11 protein-coding genes are annotated in these 14316 nt (G+C 70.4%); 5 read left to right on the forward strand and 6 right to left on the reverse strand.

The features are described from left to right. Positions 1-111: 111 nt before the first annotated feature. The 5 genes from purD to ACWDLG_RS03635 all read left to right on the forward strand — a co-directional run bounded on the left by purD (position 112) and on the right by ACWDLG_RS03635 (position 6348). The gene (gene purD / locus ACWDLG_RS03615) at positions 112-1332 is read left to right on the forward strand and encodes a phosphoribosylamine--glycine ligase (RefSeq protein WP_449915599.1); all 1221 of its coding nucleotides are present in this window, start codon (positions 112-114) and stop codon (positions 1330-1332) included. Continuing rightward, entirely contained in the window at positions 1329-2165 is an 837-nt protein-coding gene (locus ACWDLG_RS03620) for a phosphoribosylaminoimidazolesuccinocarboxamide synthase (protein WP_354920358.1), read from the forward strand. The genes purD and ACWDLG_RS03620 overlap by 4 nt, the downstream gene beginning before the upstream one ends. Before the next feature lie 102 nt (positions 2166-2267). After that, the gene (gene murA, locus ACWDLG_RS03625; RefSeq protein WP_354920361.1) at positions 2268-3536 is read left to right on the forward strand and encodes a UDP-N-acetylglucosamine 1-carboxyvinyltransferase; all 1269 of its coding nucleotides are present in this window, start codon (positions 2268-2270) and stop codon (positions 3534-3536) included. A gap of 164 nt (positions 3537-3700) precedes the next feature. After that, positions 3701-4990 (forward strand): transcriptional regulator, encoded by a 1290-nt coding sequence (locus ACWDLG_RS03630; RefSeq protein ID WP_354920364.1) that lies wholly within the window; start codon positions 3701-3703, stop codon positions 4988-4990. 389 nt (positions 4991-5379) lie between these two features. Continuing rightward, entirely contained in the window at positions 5380-6348 is a 969-nt protein-coding gene (locus ACWDLG_RS03635; protein ID WP_449915603.1) for an EamA family transporter, read from the forward strand. 114 nt (positions 6349-6462) lie between these two features. Here the strand turns inward: ACWDLG_RS03635 and hisC are convergent, their stop codons facing one another. The 6 genes from hisC to ACWDLG_RS03665 all read right to left on the reverse strand — a co-directional run bounded on the left by hisC (position 6463) and on the right by ACWDLG_RS03665 (position 14301). Further along, the gene (gene hisC, locus ACWDLG_RS03640; RefSeq protein ID WP_449915604.1) at positions 6463-7530 is read right to left on the reverse strand and encodes a histidinol-phosphate transaminase; all 1068 of its coding nucleotides are present in this window, start codon (positions 7528-7530) and stop codon (positions 6463-6465) included. 153 nt (positions 7531-7683) lie between these two features. After that, positions 7684-8349, reverse strand: coding sequence for an NUDIX hydrolase (locus tag ACWDLG_RS03645; protein ID WP_354920373.1), 666 nt, complete (start codon positions 8347-8349; stop codon positions 7684-7686). 10 nt (positions 8350-8359) lie between these two features. Then, the gene (locus ACWDLG_RS03650; protein WP_449915607.1) at positions 8360-10132 is read right to left on the reverse strand and encodes a DUF4434 domain-containing protein; all 1773 of its coding nucleotides are present in this window, start codon (positions 10130-10132) and stop codon (positions 8360-8362) included. Between the two features lie 42 nt (positions 10133-10174). Next, positions 10175-11263 carry a glycosyltransferase gene (locus ACWDLG_RS03655; RefSeq protein ID WP_449915609.1) on the reverse strand — a complete coding sequence of 363 codons (1089 nt, stop codon included), beginning with the start codon at positions 11261-11263 and terminating at the stop codon, positions 10175-10177. Positions 11264-11282: 19 nt separating this feature from the next. Beyond that, complete coding sequence (locus ACWDLG_RS03660) at positions 11283-12545, reverse strand: nucleotide sugar dehydrogenase (protein ID WP_449915610.1); 1263 nt, start codon at positions 12543-12545, stop codon at positions 11283-11285. 103 nt (positions 12546-12648) lie between these two features. Then, entirely contained in the window at positions 12649-14301 is a 1653-nt protein-coding gene (locus ACWDLG_RS03665; RefSeq protein ID WP_449915612.1) for a glycosyltransferase family 4 protein, read from the reverse strand. Positions 14302-14316: the final 15 nt, after the last annotated feature.

Here is a 14316-nt window from a genome sequence, read left to right on the forward strand (position 1 = left end):
GCGCGGACCGCCCCGGGGGCGCTTCTCGACGGTTGCGGGAGCGGTGTCCCCGCGGCGGCGAGAAGGCCACGCGAGTGTGAGGGGCGCGGTGCGAGCTGGGAGAATGAGCGGGTGCGCGTTCTTGTGATTGGATCCGGCGGGCGGGAACACGCCCTGTGCCGCTCGCTCAAACTCGACTCCCAGGTTTCCGAGCTCCACTGTGCGCCGGGCAACGCCGGCATCGCGGAGATCGCGACCCTGCACGACATCGTCCCCACCGACCCCCAACAGGTCGCCGGGCTGGCCGAGAAGCTCGGCGCCGACCTGGTCGTCGTCGGGCCCGAGGCGCCGCTGGTGGCGGGCGTGGCCGACGCGGTCCGCGCGAGCGGGATCCCCTGCTTCGGCCCCGGGCGCGAGGCGGCGATGATCGAGGGCTCCAAGGCCTTCGCCAAGGAGATCATGCAGGCCGCGGGCGTTCCCACGGCGCGGTCGCGCACCTGCGCGACGCGGGAGGAGGCCGAGGCGGCGCTCGCGGAGTTCGGCGCGCCGTACGTGGTCAAGGACGACGGGTTGGCGGCCGGCAAGGGCGTGGTCGTCACCGACGACCACGCCGCGGCGCTGGAGCACGCGGAGGCGTGCGAGCGGGTGGTGATCGAGGAGTTCCTCGACGGCCCCGAGGTGTCGCTGTTCGCGCTGTGCGACGGCGCGACGGCCGTGGCGCTGCAGCCGGCCCAGGACTTCAAGCGCGCCTACGACGGCGACCAGGGCCCGAACACCGGCGGCATGGGCGCCTACACGCCGCTGCCGTGGGCGCCCGAGGGCCTGGCGGAGCAGGTGATGCGCGAGGTCGTGCACCCGACCGTGAGCGAGCTGGCGCGGCGGGGCCTGCCGTACAACGGGGTGCTCTACGTCGGGCTGGCGCTGACGTCGAAGGGGCCGAAGGTCGTCGAGTTCAACGCGCGTTTTGGCGACCCCGAGACGCAGGTCGTGCTCGACCGCCTGGAGACGCCGCTGGCCGGGGTGCTCATGGCGTGCGCGACGGGCACGCTGGCCGAGCAGCCGCCGCTGGCCTACCGCGCCGGCTCGGCGGTGGCCGTCGTCGTCGCGGCGGAGAACTACCCGGCCGACCCGGTGAAGGGCGACGTGATCACCGGCCTGGAGCCGACGGAGCACGCCTACGTCCTGCACGCCGGCACGGCGGTCAAGGACGGCCGGACGGTCTCCGCGGGCGGCAGGGTGCTGGCCGTGGTCGGCACGGGTCCCGACCAGCAGAGCGCCAGGAACAACGCCTACGAGCTGGTCGGCAGGGTCAGGCTGCGCGGCTCCCACCACAGGACGGACATCGCCCGATGAAACACCTGCACTCCGGCAAGGTTCGCGACCTCTACGAGACCGACGAGGGCCTGCTGCTGATGGTCGCCTCCGACCGGATCTCGGCCTTCGACCACGTGCTGCGCCCCGACATCCCCGACAAGGGGGCGATCCTCACGCAGCTGTCGCTGTGGTGGTTCGAGCAGCTCAAGGACATCGTCCCCCACCACCTGGCCGGTCCCGCGCCCGACACGCGCAGCATGGTGTGCAAGCCGCTGCGCATGGTGCCGGTCGAGTGCGTGGCGCGCGGGTATCTGGCGGGCGGGGGCCTGGCCGACTACCGCCGCGACGGCGCCGTCTCCGGCGTACGGCTGCCGCAGGGCCTGGAGGACGGCTCGCGGCTGCCCGAGCCGATCTTCACCCCGTCCACCAAGGCCCCGGTCGGCGAGCACGACGAGCCGATCTCCTTCGACGAGGTGGTGGCGCAGGTCGGTGAGGAGACGGCGCACGAGATCCGCAGGATCACGCTCGCCGTCTACGAGAGGGGCGCGGAGATCGCCCGCGAGCGCGGCATCATCCTCGCCGACACCAAGATCGAGCTCGGCTGGGACGCCGACGGGGTGCTGACGCTGGGCGACGAGGTCCTCACGCCCGACTCCTCCCGCTTCTGGCCGCTCGACGAGTGGCAGCCGGGCCGCGCGCAGCCCTCATTTGACAAGCAATATGTCCGTGATTGGCTAACTTCGCCGGAATCTGGATGGGACAAATCATCCAGTGAAGCGCCGCCGCCTCTTCCCGCCGAAGTGGTCGAGCGGACGCGCCGGCGCTATGTCGAGGCGTACGAACGCCTCACAGGACTCTCCTTTACCGGGTAGTCACGGGGCGAATCGGCCGGGTCACGCGTCCACAGCGGCTACTGTGGGCGCGGTCGAATCACTTTTACCCAGATCACTTTTACCGAGGGAGAGCGGAAGCGAATGGTCCGTTACCGCGTGCGCGGTGGCAACGCACTGCGAGGAACCGCGTTCATCCAGGGCGCGAAGAACGCCGTGCTGCCCATGATCGGCGCCGCCCTGCTCGCGGCCGAGGGCCGTACGGTCCTGCGCAACGTCCCGATCATCGAGGACGTGCGCCGGGCGGTCGAGCTCGCCCAGGCCGTCGGCGCGCACGTGGAGCTCCACGAGGCCGAGCGCACGCTGGTCATCGACGCCTCCAAGCTGACCAGCCCGATCCTGCCCGCCGAGATCGCCAGGCGCTTCCGCGGTTCGGTCCTGTTCACGCCCGCGCTGCTGCACCGGCTGGGTGAGGCCGTGGTCGAGGGCGTCGGCGGCTGCAACCTCGGCAGCCGCAACCTCGACTTCCACTACCTCGGCTACAAGCGCCTGGGCGCGATCGTCGACGAGAGCGAGACCGTCATCCACGTCAAGTCCTCCGGGCTGACGGGCGCGACCCTCTACCTCGACACCCCCTCCCACACCGGCACCGAGAACCTCATCATGGCCGCCGCGCTGGCCAGCGGCACGACCGTGATCGAGAACGCCGCGCTCGAGCCCGAGGTGCTCGACGTGATCGACATGCTCACCAAGATGGGCGCGAAGATCAGCGGCGGCGGCACCGGGTTCATCACCGTCGAGGGCGTCAGCGAGCTGCGCGCGGTCGAGCACACCGTGATGCCCGACCGGCTCGACGCGGGCGTGTTCGCCATGGCGGCGGTCATCACCGGTGGCGAGCTCAACCTCGTCGGCACCGGCCTCGACCTCGGCGTGGTCCGCTACAAGCTCGAGCAGATGGGTGTGGAGTTCGCCACCCAGGGCGCGGTGCTCAGCGTCCGCTGCCACCACAGCCCGCTGAAGCCGATCAACGTCATCACCGACACCTACCCCGGCTTCGCCACCGACCTGCAGTCGCCGATGATGACCGTGGCCTGCTTCGCCGACGGCATCAGCTACATCCACGAGCGCATCTTCGACGGCCGGTTCGCGCTGGCCGGCGAGCTCAACAAGATGGGCGCCGACGTCAGGGTCAAGGACAACGCCGCCACCGTCCACGGCCACACTCCGCTCACCGGCACGCGGGTGACGGCCCACGATCTCCGCTCGGGAATCGCGCTCGTTCTGGCCGGGCTCGCCGCCGAAGGCGAGACGGTCATCGAGTCGGGCTATCTGATCGATCGTGGCCATGCGCATCTGGCCGAGCGAATGCGGGCCTTGGGCGCGGATATTATCCGCGAAGTTTCTCCGGCCTGAGCTGCTGAAACTCATTCCAGAGTCGCTTTCTGGAAAATTTGGGCGTGACATTATGGCCCTCGCGAGCGATCGTTCCAAAAGAGAGCACTGCAATGGACGGCAGGATGGGACGAACATTGGTCGAGCGGACCGAAGAGCCTCACCGAGTATCACGCCCGGGCGCCATGACACCGGACCTCACTATCGGTGTGGTCGGACCTCACGATCTGGTCGAGCGCGTGATGCTGATGGGTCATGCCGCGGCACCCCTTCCCTGCCGCCTCGTGGCCGCCGCCTACCGCGACGAGCAGGAGGCGGCGGACAAGGTCACCAGGCTTGGACCGGGGGTGGACGCGTGTCTGTTCGCCAGCCCGGTTCCCTATGACCTGGCAAGGCGGTCAGGGGTGCTGACGATGCCCGCGACGTATGTCCAGCTCGGCGGCGCCGCGCTGGTCGCCGCGCTGGCGAAGGCGGCGATCGACCCGCGGCTCGACCCGCAACGGGTGAGCATCGACGTGGTGTCACGCGCCGACGTCGAGGAGGCCTACACCGATCTGGGCATCCCGGCGACGGACGTGCACAGCCGCGACGAGCCGGGCGCCACCGGCACGATCGCGGCCTACCACGAACGTCTGGCCCGGCAGGGCGCGACGACGGGAGCGCTGACATGCCTTCCCGCGGTCGCGGACCGGCTGCACACCGCGGGCGTGCCCGTGATCAGGATCAGACCCACATCGGCGGCCGTGCGGTCCGCGCTGCATACCGCGGCGCTGCTCGGCGCCCACCACAGATTGGAGGAGTCACAACTCACCGTCGTACTCGTCGAGGTACCGACACTGCGGGAGCCCGTGCGCCGCGCGGCGCCCCGCTACTGGCGCGACGAACTGCGCCTGTCACTGCACCGCCTACTGGTCCAGGAGGCCAACAGGATCAACGCCACCGTCTGGCCCATCGACGACCATAGCTACCTGATCATCGCCACCCGTGGCTCGATCGCGTCCGCGACCGACGGCTTCCGGGTGCTGCCGTTCGCCGCCAGAGTGCGCGACGAACTCGGCCTGGCGGTCGAGGTGGGCGTGGGCATGGGCCGTACGACACATGACGCGGAATCCCACGCCCGTGCGGCGCTCGCGCGCTCGCAGGCGGGCAAGCAGGCACAGGGGTTCGCGGTCGATCGCGAGGGGAGAGCACTGATCCCCGCGCCGAGGATGCCCCCTCAGGGCTCGACGCCGCTCAAGCCGAAAGGCGTCGAGGTGCTCGCCAGGCTGGCGGCGAAACTGGAGGGGGGCGACACCGTGGTGGACGCCGAAGGGGCGGGGAAGATGCTCGGAGTCACTCCGCGCACCGCTCGGCGGTTGCTGCGCACGCTGGTTGACGAGGGACTCGCGTGGCCGCTTCCGCCGAACCGCACGCCCCAGCCGGGCCGTCCGCGCCAGCTGTACCGGTTGATCGTGGAGAAGCTCGGCCCGCGCTGACGTCACCACCAGTCCGGTCCGCCGCCCCCCTTCCCCTTCTCGGGGCGGCGGACCCCTACCTTTTCTGGGTTTCGTACGGCACGCCCGGCTCCGCGCCACCCCTGGCGCGGGGCCGCCGTCTGTCCAAGGGATACGCGTCACCGGGAGTGCGGGGCCGGGGTTTCCAACGGACGGCCATAATCGTCTGATCCGACAGCGCATCCCCCGGGCAGCCGTGATCGCCCGCTCCCCTACGCGTCCCCAGGGCTTGCGCGGAGGGCCGGGATCGCCTGCTCCGGCCGCGCATCCCCCGGGCTTACGTGGGCGGCGCTGATCGCCTGGTCCGGCGGTCGTCCCCCCGGTGGGGGTGCCGTACACCGTCACATGGCCACTCGTTATTGTCAGTAGCTATGACACAGAACACCACTGACAAGCGGCTGCTCATCTGGGTGGCCCTGGGCATCGTCTACGTGGTGTGGGGGTCTACCTACCTCGGCATCGCCGTCGCCGTCGAGACAATCCCGCCCATGCTCAGCGGGGCCATGCGGTTCATCACGGCGGGCATCCTGCTGGGCGGGTTCCTGCTGGCCAAGAACGGGACTGCGGCGTTCAGGATGACCCGCAGGGAGTTGGCCGGCGCGGCGCTGGCGGGGCTGCTGCTGCTGACACTCGGCAACGGCCTGCTCGCCGTCGCCGAGCAGCACATCTCCACCGGGCTGGCGGCGCTGCTCGTGGCCTCCGTGCCGCTGTGGCTGGTGATGTTCCGCTTCCTGGTCAGGGACCGGCCTCAGGTGCTCACCCTGGCGGGCGTGCTGATCGGCCTCGTCGGCGTGGCGGCGCTGTCGCTCACCGGCGGGCACGGCGCGAACTCGACGACCGGCACCATCATCGTGCTGATCGGATCGCTGTCGTGGGCGGTGGGGTCGTTCCTGTCGAGCCGCATCTCGATGCCGGCCAACCCGTTCGCCGCCAGCACGGTCGAGATGATCGTCGGCGGCCTCGGACTCGCGGTGCTCGGCACCGGGCTCGGTGAGCGGACGGACCTGGCGGCGATCTCCGGCCGGTCGTGGGTGGGGCTGGCGTACCTGATCCTGGTGGGCTCGCTGGTCGGGTTCACCTCGTTCGTCTGGCTGCTGGGGAACGCGCCGATCTCGCTGGTGGCGACCTACGCGTACGTCAATCCCGCGGTGGCCGTCGCGCTCGGCGCGCTGGTGCTGGGCGAGCCGGTGACGCCGCGGATCCTCGGCGGCGGTCTCGTCATCCTGATCGGCGTCGCGCTGGTGATCTCAACCGAGCGGAAGCGACCGCAGAGCGTCGGCGAACGCGTCGACGATGGGGCCGACGTCCGCCTCGGTGTGAGCGGTGGCCAGGAACCATAGGCCACGCGGCACCAGACGCTCCATGAGCTGCCTGCCACGCGGCACGAGACCCTCCGCCTGGAGTGACCACGCGAACCCGGGCCGCCTCCCGGCGGGACGGCCCGGACGGTCCCGTCAGGACTGGCGGAAGTCGGCCGCCGCCCGCAGGAAGGCGTCGTTGGCCTCGGGGGTGCCGATCGACACGCGCGCCCCCTCACCGGGGAACGGCCGCACCGCCACACCCTCGACCGCGCACGCCGCCGCGAAGTCCGTCGTGCGCTCGCCGAGGCGCAGCCACACGAAGTTGGCCTCCGTCGGCGGCACCGTCCAGCCCTGCGCGACGAGCGCCTCGCGGACCCTGGTGCGCTCCTTGACCACGAAGTCGACCCGGTCCAGCAGTTCCTTCTCGGCCTGCGTCTCCAGCGAGGCGATGGCCGCCAGCTGCGCCAGGTGGTTGACCGCGAACGGGACGATCGTCTTGCGGACGGCCGCGGCCACGGGCTCGTGCCCGATCAGGTAGCCCACGCGCAGCCCCGCCAGGCCGTACGCCTTGGAGAAGGTACGCAGGACGCACACGTTGGGCCGGTCGCGGTAGAGGGTGAGCCCGTCGGGGACGTCGGCGTCGCGGACGTACTCACGGTAGGCCTCGTCCAGCACCACCAGCACGTCGGAGGGGACCTTGTCGAGGAACGCCTCGAGCTCGGCGCGCCGGATGGAGGTGCCGGTCGGGTTGTTCGGGTTGCAGACGAAGATCATGGAGGTGCGGTCGGTGACGGCCGCCGCCATGGCGTCCAGGTCGTGGTCCTCGCCGGCCAGCGGCACCCGGACGGAGGTCACCCCGGCCAGGTCCGCTAGCAGCGGGTACGCCTCGAAGGAGCGCCAGGCGTAGATCACCTCGACGCCCGGCTCGCCGAACGTCTCGAACAGCTGCTGGGCCACGGTGACCGAGCCCGCGCCGAGCGCCACGTGCTCGGCCGGCACCCCGTACCTGGCCGCGATCATCTCGGTGAGCTTGACCGCGCCAGGATCGGGGTAGCGGTTGATCTGCCTCGCGCCCTCGGCGATCGCCTCGACGACCGACGGCAGCGGATCGTAGGGCGACTCGTTGGAGGAGAGCTTGTACGACCTGCCGTCGGCACTCACCACGGCCCTGCCCGCCTTGTACGGGGGCATAGTGTCAAGAATCGCACGGAATCGAGGCATGGCCTCATGTTAGTCGGCGGGAACGGCAGGCTTCTCGCTGGTCCACCCGGTCGACTTGACGATCGTGACGGAGGTCTTCGACGGACGTACACCTGTACTCCGCTGTACTCCGCCGATTCCCCGATCCGCCTTCACGTCCGCGCCGGGGCGCGACTACTCCTTGAGCGAGCGCAGCATCGGCGGGTGGAGCAGTTCGGCCGGCCCGCGGCGGTAGAGCTTGGCGGGACGGCCGCCGTCGCGGGTGGTAGTCCCGCCCGTCTCGACGAGGAACCCCTCGGCCTTGGTCACCTTGCGGTGGAAGTTGCGCGGGTCGAGCGGGCGCCCCCAGACGATCTCGTAGACGCGCCGCAGGTCGGCCACCGTGAACTCGGGGGGGCAGAAGGCCGCGCCGAGCGAGGTGTACTCCAGCTTGGCGCGCGCCCGCTCGATGCCGTCGAGCATGATGCGCCGGTGGTCGAAGGCCATGACGTTCAGCTCGGAGACGGGCACCCACGCCATGTGCGCCTTCTCCGAGGCGGGCAGGTCGGGAGCCAGCCCCAGGTAGGCCACGGACAGGACGCGCTGGCGCGGGTCGCGGTCGGGGTAGCCGTAGGTCTGCAGCTGCTCCAGGTGGACGGGCGCGCCGGGCAGGCCCGCGCGTTCGGCCAGGATGCGGCGGGCGGCGTCGGGCAGGTCCTCGTCGAGTTGGATGAAGCCGCCGGACAGCGACCATCGGCGCAGGAACGGCGGGTTGTCACGGCGCCACAGCAGAGCCGAGAGCGCCTGACAACGGACAGTGAGGACGACGAGGTCCACGCTGACCGGAACGGTGGGGACCATGCCAGGCACGTTACACGCTGACGCGCACGTGCAACGGCTCGGTGGCCTCCAGGCCCGTCGGTGAGCGCACCCCGACCTTGACCCAGACGCCGAGGGGCACCTGCGACCAGTCGAAGGGCACCCAGGCGACCACGATGCGGTCGGCCATGGCCTCGTTGGGCGCGTCGGTCGCGGAGATCAGCAGCTCGGCCGACCCGCCTGGCCAGGTCATCGTGATGGTGCCGCCCGGCTCCAGGTTGTAGCCGCGGACCTCGATGCCGTCCTCCTCGTTCGGCGAGGTCCTGACCGCGTCGACCGCGATGGGCCGCCGGTGGTCGGCCGTGACCTGCTCCTTGAGCGGGGAGTCGCCGCAGGTGAAGAAGTCGCTCCACATGTAGGAGACGACCTTCTGCACGTACCTGCCGGTCATCGCGACCGCCGCGTCGAGGCGCTTCTTGTCGGTCGCGCCGCGGGTGCCCTGCGGCTGGCACGGGGTGACGGCCGAGGGCTCGAACGACTCGACGTTCGCCCACAGGTCGACCTCGAAGCCCTCCTCGACGAGTTGCTCGCGGGCGAGGGCCATCTCACGGTAGTAGTCGCGGGTCGAGCCGTGGTAGGCGGTGTCGTAGGTGGTCTCCCCGACGACCGGGCGCAGGCGCGGGTCGACCTCCTCGTACCGCTGGTCGGGCCAGAACAGGCCGACCTTGCCGGTGCCCCTGCTGTCCTGGGGGGCGATGATGCCGACGCCCGACTTGGCCAGCGCCTTGAAGCCCTCGGCGACCTGCTTCGGCGTCTGGCCGAACCCCACCCGCTTGCGGGCGTCCATGTAGGGGCTGACCAGGATCGGCTTGCCGGGCAGCTCCTGCTCGATGATGACGTGCTGCTCGGAGTAGACCTGCAGGGTCGGGTTGGTGGCCATGGTGGCGCCCATCTGCAGCTCGAAGGGCTGGTAGAAGCCGCCGAGCGAGGCCCTGTCCTTGAAGCGGTCGCCGTAGTCCTGCAGGATCCTGCGGGTCAGCGTGACGAGCACGGGCATGTGCTTCTGGCTGGCCCTGGTCGCCACGTCCGAGTCGCGCGGCGCCATCGGCAGCGAGGGGAAGACCTGGATGCCGAACGTCTCGCCGAGGTCGAGCAGCTCCTCGAGGCTGTCCTTCTTCGCGCCGGCGATCAGGATCAGGTCGTAGGAGCGTCCCGTCTTGCTGAAGTCGCAGGTGGCGTCGTCGGAGCCGTCGGGCGCGGCGACGAGCCGGTAGTAGACGCGCTTGTGGCTCTCGATGGCGCGTTCCATCTGGGGGCAGCGGAACAGGCCCGGGCCGAACGCCTCGTCGGTCCGGTACACGAAGGTGCGGCCGATCCTGTTGCCGGGGTTGGCCCGCCTGAGGTCGTCCTCCGCCTCGGTCCAGCACCCCTCGCAGTCGGTGTAGCGCGGGTCGACCTCGCCGTCCCTGGTCAGGATCTGGCCGTCCCTGACCGGCCGGTACTGCAGGCCGTACCCGATCCTGATGACGGTGTCGCCGCCGGCGGCGTGGATCTCCTCCATCTGGTGCCGCCACGTGCACGGGTTGCTCGACGGGGTGATCCAGTAGCCGGTGATCGCGTACGGCTTGACGTCCTGCAGGTCAAAGGTGCCGCAGGAGTCCCTGAACTGCTTGGCGGTCGGCTGCGGCAACGCCTTCTTCGACGCGGAGGGCGCGGCCGAGGCTCGGGTGTCGCCCGCGGTCGGCTCCTTGTCGGGAAGGACCATGACCACCGCCGCGATGGCGGCCAGGATCGCGGCACCCAGAAGCACAGTGAGCCAGCGCACGTTCAGGAACCTACCGCCCTCGTGATCAGCAGGGGATAAACGCTACTTCTTGACGCCGGCCCAGGACTCCAGTTGGGCGACGAACCTGCGTGCCGAGTTCGGCCAGTGGTGGTTGGCGCGGGCCGCGGCGTAACCGCGGGCCCCCATCGCGTGCCGTTCGCGCTGGTCGTCCCTGAGTGACAGGACGGCCTGCGCCACGGCCTTGGGGTCCTCCCACGGCACGACCACGCCGCTGGAGTACCGCTCGACCAGCTCCACCGCGCGCGGCGAGGGAGTCGTTATCACGGGGATCCCGTGCGCCATGTACTCCACGATCTTCGTGGGCATGGAGTGGCGGTAGTTGGGCTCGTCGTGCAGGAGCGACAGCCCGGCCAGCGCGCCGTCGAGCCGCTTCAGCGCCTCGTCGTTCGGCATGAAGTCACGCCACTCCAGCACGCCGTCGGCCACCGCCTGGTTGAGCGCGGGCCGCGACTGCGGGTCGGCGTAGCCGATCAGTTCGACCGCCACCTTGTACGGCTGCAGCAGGCGACCGACCTCGATCGCCTCCTGGACGCCACGCGCCCTGGACAGCCAGCCGAGGTAGACGACCCTGTCGTCGCCGGGCGGCGTCACGTCGTCGGGCACCCACGTCTCGTTGGGGACGATGAGGTGGGCGTGCTTGAACCTGCCCGCGTAGGCGGTCTCCGCCAGCAGCAGGTGCAGTCCCCGCTCGGCGGTGCCCTCCAGCAGGCGGGCCAGGAAGCGCACCGGCGGACGCAGGAACGACGGCAGCCAGGGCTTCAGCGACAGCGTGGCCGGGGTGTCCTCGTGCACGTCCCAGACCACGGGCGGCCTGCGGCGCATGCCCCAGACCGAGAACAGCAGCTCGGGGTCGTGGATGAGGACGAGGTCGACCTTGTCACGCAGGCGCTTGAACGCCCTTCGCGCCTCCCACACGGCCCGGATGCGCTTGCGCTGGGCCGCCCTGGGCAGGTCGATGGCGTTCACCCACGGTCTGGCGACCACGCCGTGGGCGGAGAAGGACGCCGCGTACGTGACCTCATGACCGGCATCCACGAGAGCGCGGATCTGCCGGTGCAGGATCCGGGCGTCCTCGGGGTTATGCACCACCGTCATGACGAGCACGTGCACTGCGCGCAGCCCCCTGTCGCTACAGCCGCTCGACGCGTTCACCCTCGGCGAGCACGCCGCGGGTGTCCAGCACGAGCCTGGCGTTCTCCTCGACCATGTCGAGGTCGAAAGCGGCGTGCTGCTGCAGCAGCAGCGTCACGTCCGCGGTCACGACGGCCTCGGCCAGGTCCTCCTCACGCGGCACCGCGGTGCCGTCAACCGACCACTCCTTGACGTAGGGGTCCACGAACGTGAGCTCCGCGCCCAGCTCCAGCAGCGCCCGGGCGACGGGCAGGGCGGGGGTCTCGCGCTCGTCGGCGATGTCCGGCTTGTAGGTGACGCCGAGCAGCACGACCTTGGCGCCGTTCACGGCCTTGCGGTGCCGGTTGAGCAGGCGCTGGACGCGGTTGACCACGTACGCGGGCATCCGCTCGTTGATCTCCTGCGCCAGCTCGACGAACCGGAACGGGTAGCCGAGCTTGCGGACCGTGTACGACAGGTAGCCGGGGTCCACGGGGATGCAGTGGCCGCCGACGCCGGGTCCGGGAAGGAACTTCTGGAAGCCGAACGGCTTGGTCGCCGCGGCCTCGATCGCCTCCCACAGGTCGACGCCGAGCTCGTCGCAGAAGATCGCCATCTCGTTGACGAGGGCGATGTTGACGTGCCGGTAGGTGTTCTCCAGCAGCTTGGCCATCTCGGCCTCGCGGGTGCCGCTGACCGGCACGATCTGCTCGATGAACTGGCCGTAGAAGGCGGCGGCCCGGTCACGGCAGGTGTCGGTGTAGCCGCCGACGACCTTGGGGGTGTTGCGCAGGCCGTACTTGGGGTTGCCGGGGTCGATGCGCTCGGGAGAGAAGGCGAGCTGGAAGTCGACGCCGGCGACGAGACCCGAGGTCTCGAGCAGCGGCCTGGCCACGCCGTCGGTGGTGCCGGGGTAGGTCGTGGACTCCAGGACGACGAGGGTGCCGCGGCTGAGGTTGCGCGCGACCGCCTTGGTCGCGCCCTCGACCGCCGACAGGTCGGGACGGTGGTCCTCGTCCAGCGGCGTGGGAACGCAGATGACGATCGTGTCGCTGGCTGCCAGCACCGACTCGTCGAGCGTGGCGCTGAAGCCGTTGGCCAGCATGTGCTCGAGGTCGGCGTCGGTCAGGTCGTCGATGTAGGACTGACCGGCGTTGAGCGCGTCGACCTTGCGGGGGTCGACGTCCACGCCGACGACCCGCAGGCCTGCCGCCACGGCCTCCTTGGCCAGCGGCATGCCGACGTAACCCAGGCCGATGACTGCCAGGTCGAAATCCGTCACGACATCGCCTTAGAACACTTCATGGTGGCAAAGGTTATCTCAAGTCCACCTAGCTCACGCCTAATGCGACTGAACCCGTCAGAACCGACAGCGAACTTGTAGGTCATCGTTCTTCAAGCGTTCGGTAAAGGTCACGATAAGTCTCGGCAACGCGGCTCCATGTCCGCTTTGCTGCCACTTCCGCCTTTCCAGCCTCACCCATCTCAGCTCGCCTGGCCGGGTCCTGTCGCAGGTCGGACAGCGCCTTGGCGAGCGCCTCCGGGTCGCCGGGCGGGACCAGCAGACCCGCGCCCTCGGAGCCGACGAGCTCGGACAGCGCGGGCAGATCGCTCAGCACGACGGGCTTGCCGAGCGCCATCGCCTCGACGGGTTTCAATGGCGTAACGAGCCGGCACACCCTCAGGTCCTCGCGGGGGCAGACGAAGATGTCGATCGCCGCCTGCGCCTGCAGCGCCTCCTCGGGGCCCACCCGGCCCGGCAGGATGGCGTTGTCGAGGCCGAGCTCCTCCACGAGCGCGAGCAGGTTGTCCCGCTCGGTGCCGTCGCCGACGATGAGGACCCTGACGTCCTTCCTGAGCAGCGCGCCCGCCCGCAGCAGGGTCGCGAAACCCTCGTAGGCCACGATGCTGGAGACCGAGCCGACCACGATCTCGTCGTCGCCGATGCCCATCGACCGGCGGAAGGCCGCGCCGTCGTAGTCGGCCGTCAGCAGCGAGTCGTCCACCGCGTTGGGCGCCAGGCGGATCTTCTCGCGCGGCACGCCGCGCTCCACGATCTCCTGCGCCATGGTCTCGGCCAGCGTGACCACCGCGTCCGCCTCGCGCATCAGGAACGCCTCACGCTCGCGCTGGAGGACGTGCCGCTCGCTGCCGATGCGGATCGGGTCGCGCGAGGCCCAGGTCTCCTCCAGGAAGCCGCGCACCTCGTAGACGAACGGCGTGCCCGTCCGCTCGCGGACCGCGTACGCCATCGACCCGTTGCGGTGGTCCGTGGCCGCGTGCAGCACCTGCGGCCGCAGCGTGGCGACCAGCTCGGTGACGCGCTCGGCGCCCAGGATGATGCGCCCCCGCGTCTCGAACGGCATCTCCTGCCGCCCGTCCGGCAGCAGCCGGTGGTACGGGATGCCGTCGAGCTCCTCGAACGGCGCGGCGTCCGCGTGCCCCTGCAGCATCGGCCAGCCCCAGCTGGTCACGACGTGCGGGTCGAGGCCCTTCTCCTTCTGCGCGGTCACGATCCGGTGCGTGCGCACCGTGTAACCCGCCTGCGTGTACGGCAGGGCGTTGGTGACCATGTGCAGCACCCGGCCGGCCACGCGCTCGGTGATCGCCACCTTGGGACGCGGCGGGATCGGGTCAGGGCTGATCGCGGCCAGCTCGCCCCGGTAGTAGGCGGCCCTGCGCTTCACGAAGGGGTACTTGGCGTGCGGCTCGAGGACCTCGGCCGCCTCGGTGACGCGTCCGGCGTCCCAGTGCGCCTTGGCCTCGTTCCACGGCGCCTTCACCACGCGCATGCCGACCTTGCGGACGGCACGCCGTACCTTGCGGGCGGCCGGCCAGGCGACCCGGCCCACGACGGGGCGCAGCCTCGGCGGGAGCGCGTCGGCGGCGGCTTGGGCGACCCGGACGGGGTCGGATTTCACCTTCGCGACGACGACGCGGGAAACGATGACCGGATGCTGGATGAAGCCCTTGAGAAGTCCACCGACTCCGGCCCTGGCCGACTTGGCGGAAACCTTTGGTCTGGCGTCGGATACCACGCGGTGACCGTACCA

It is taken from the genome of Nonomuraea sp. NPDC003727 (assembly GCF_053586935.1).

Excerpts from the sequence above, each read along its gene's own strand:
- ACWDLG_RS03620 (WP_354920358.1), top strand. The coding sequence starts at position 1,329 with ATGAAACACCTGCACTCCGGCAAGGTTCGCGACCTCTACGAGACCGAC.
- murA (WP_354920361.1), top strand. The coding sequence starts at position 2,268 with ATGGTCCGTTACCGCGTGCGCGGTGGCAACGCACTGCGAGGAACCGCG.
- ACWDLG_RS03630 (WP_354920364.1), top strand. The coding sequence starts at position 3,701 with ATGACACCGGACCTCACTATCGGTGTGGTCGGACCTCACGATCTGGTC.
- ACWDLG_RS03635 (WP_449915603.1), top strand. The coding sequence starts at position 5,380 with ATGACACAGAACACCACTGACAAGCGGCTGCTCATCTGGGTGGCCCTG.
- hisC (WP_449915604.1), bottom strand. The coding sequence starts at position 7,530 with ATGCCTCGATTCCGTGCGATTCTTGACACTATGCCCCCGTACAAGGCG.
- ACWDLG_RS03645 (WP_354920373.1), bottom strand. The coding sequence starts at position 8,349 with ATGGTCCCCACCGTTCCGGTCAGCGTGGACCTCGTCGTCCTCACTGTC.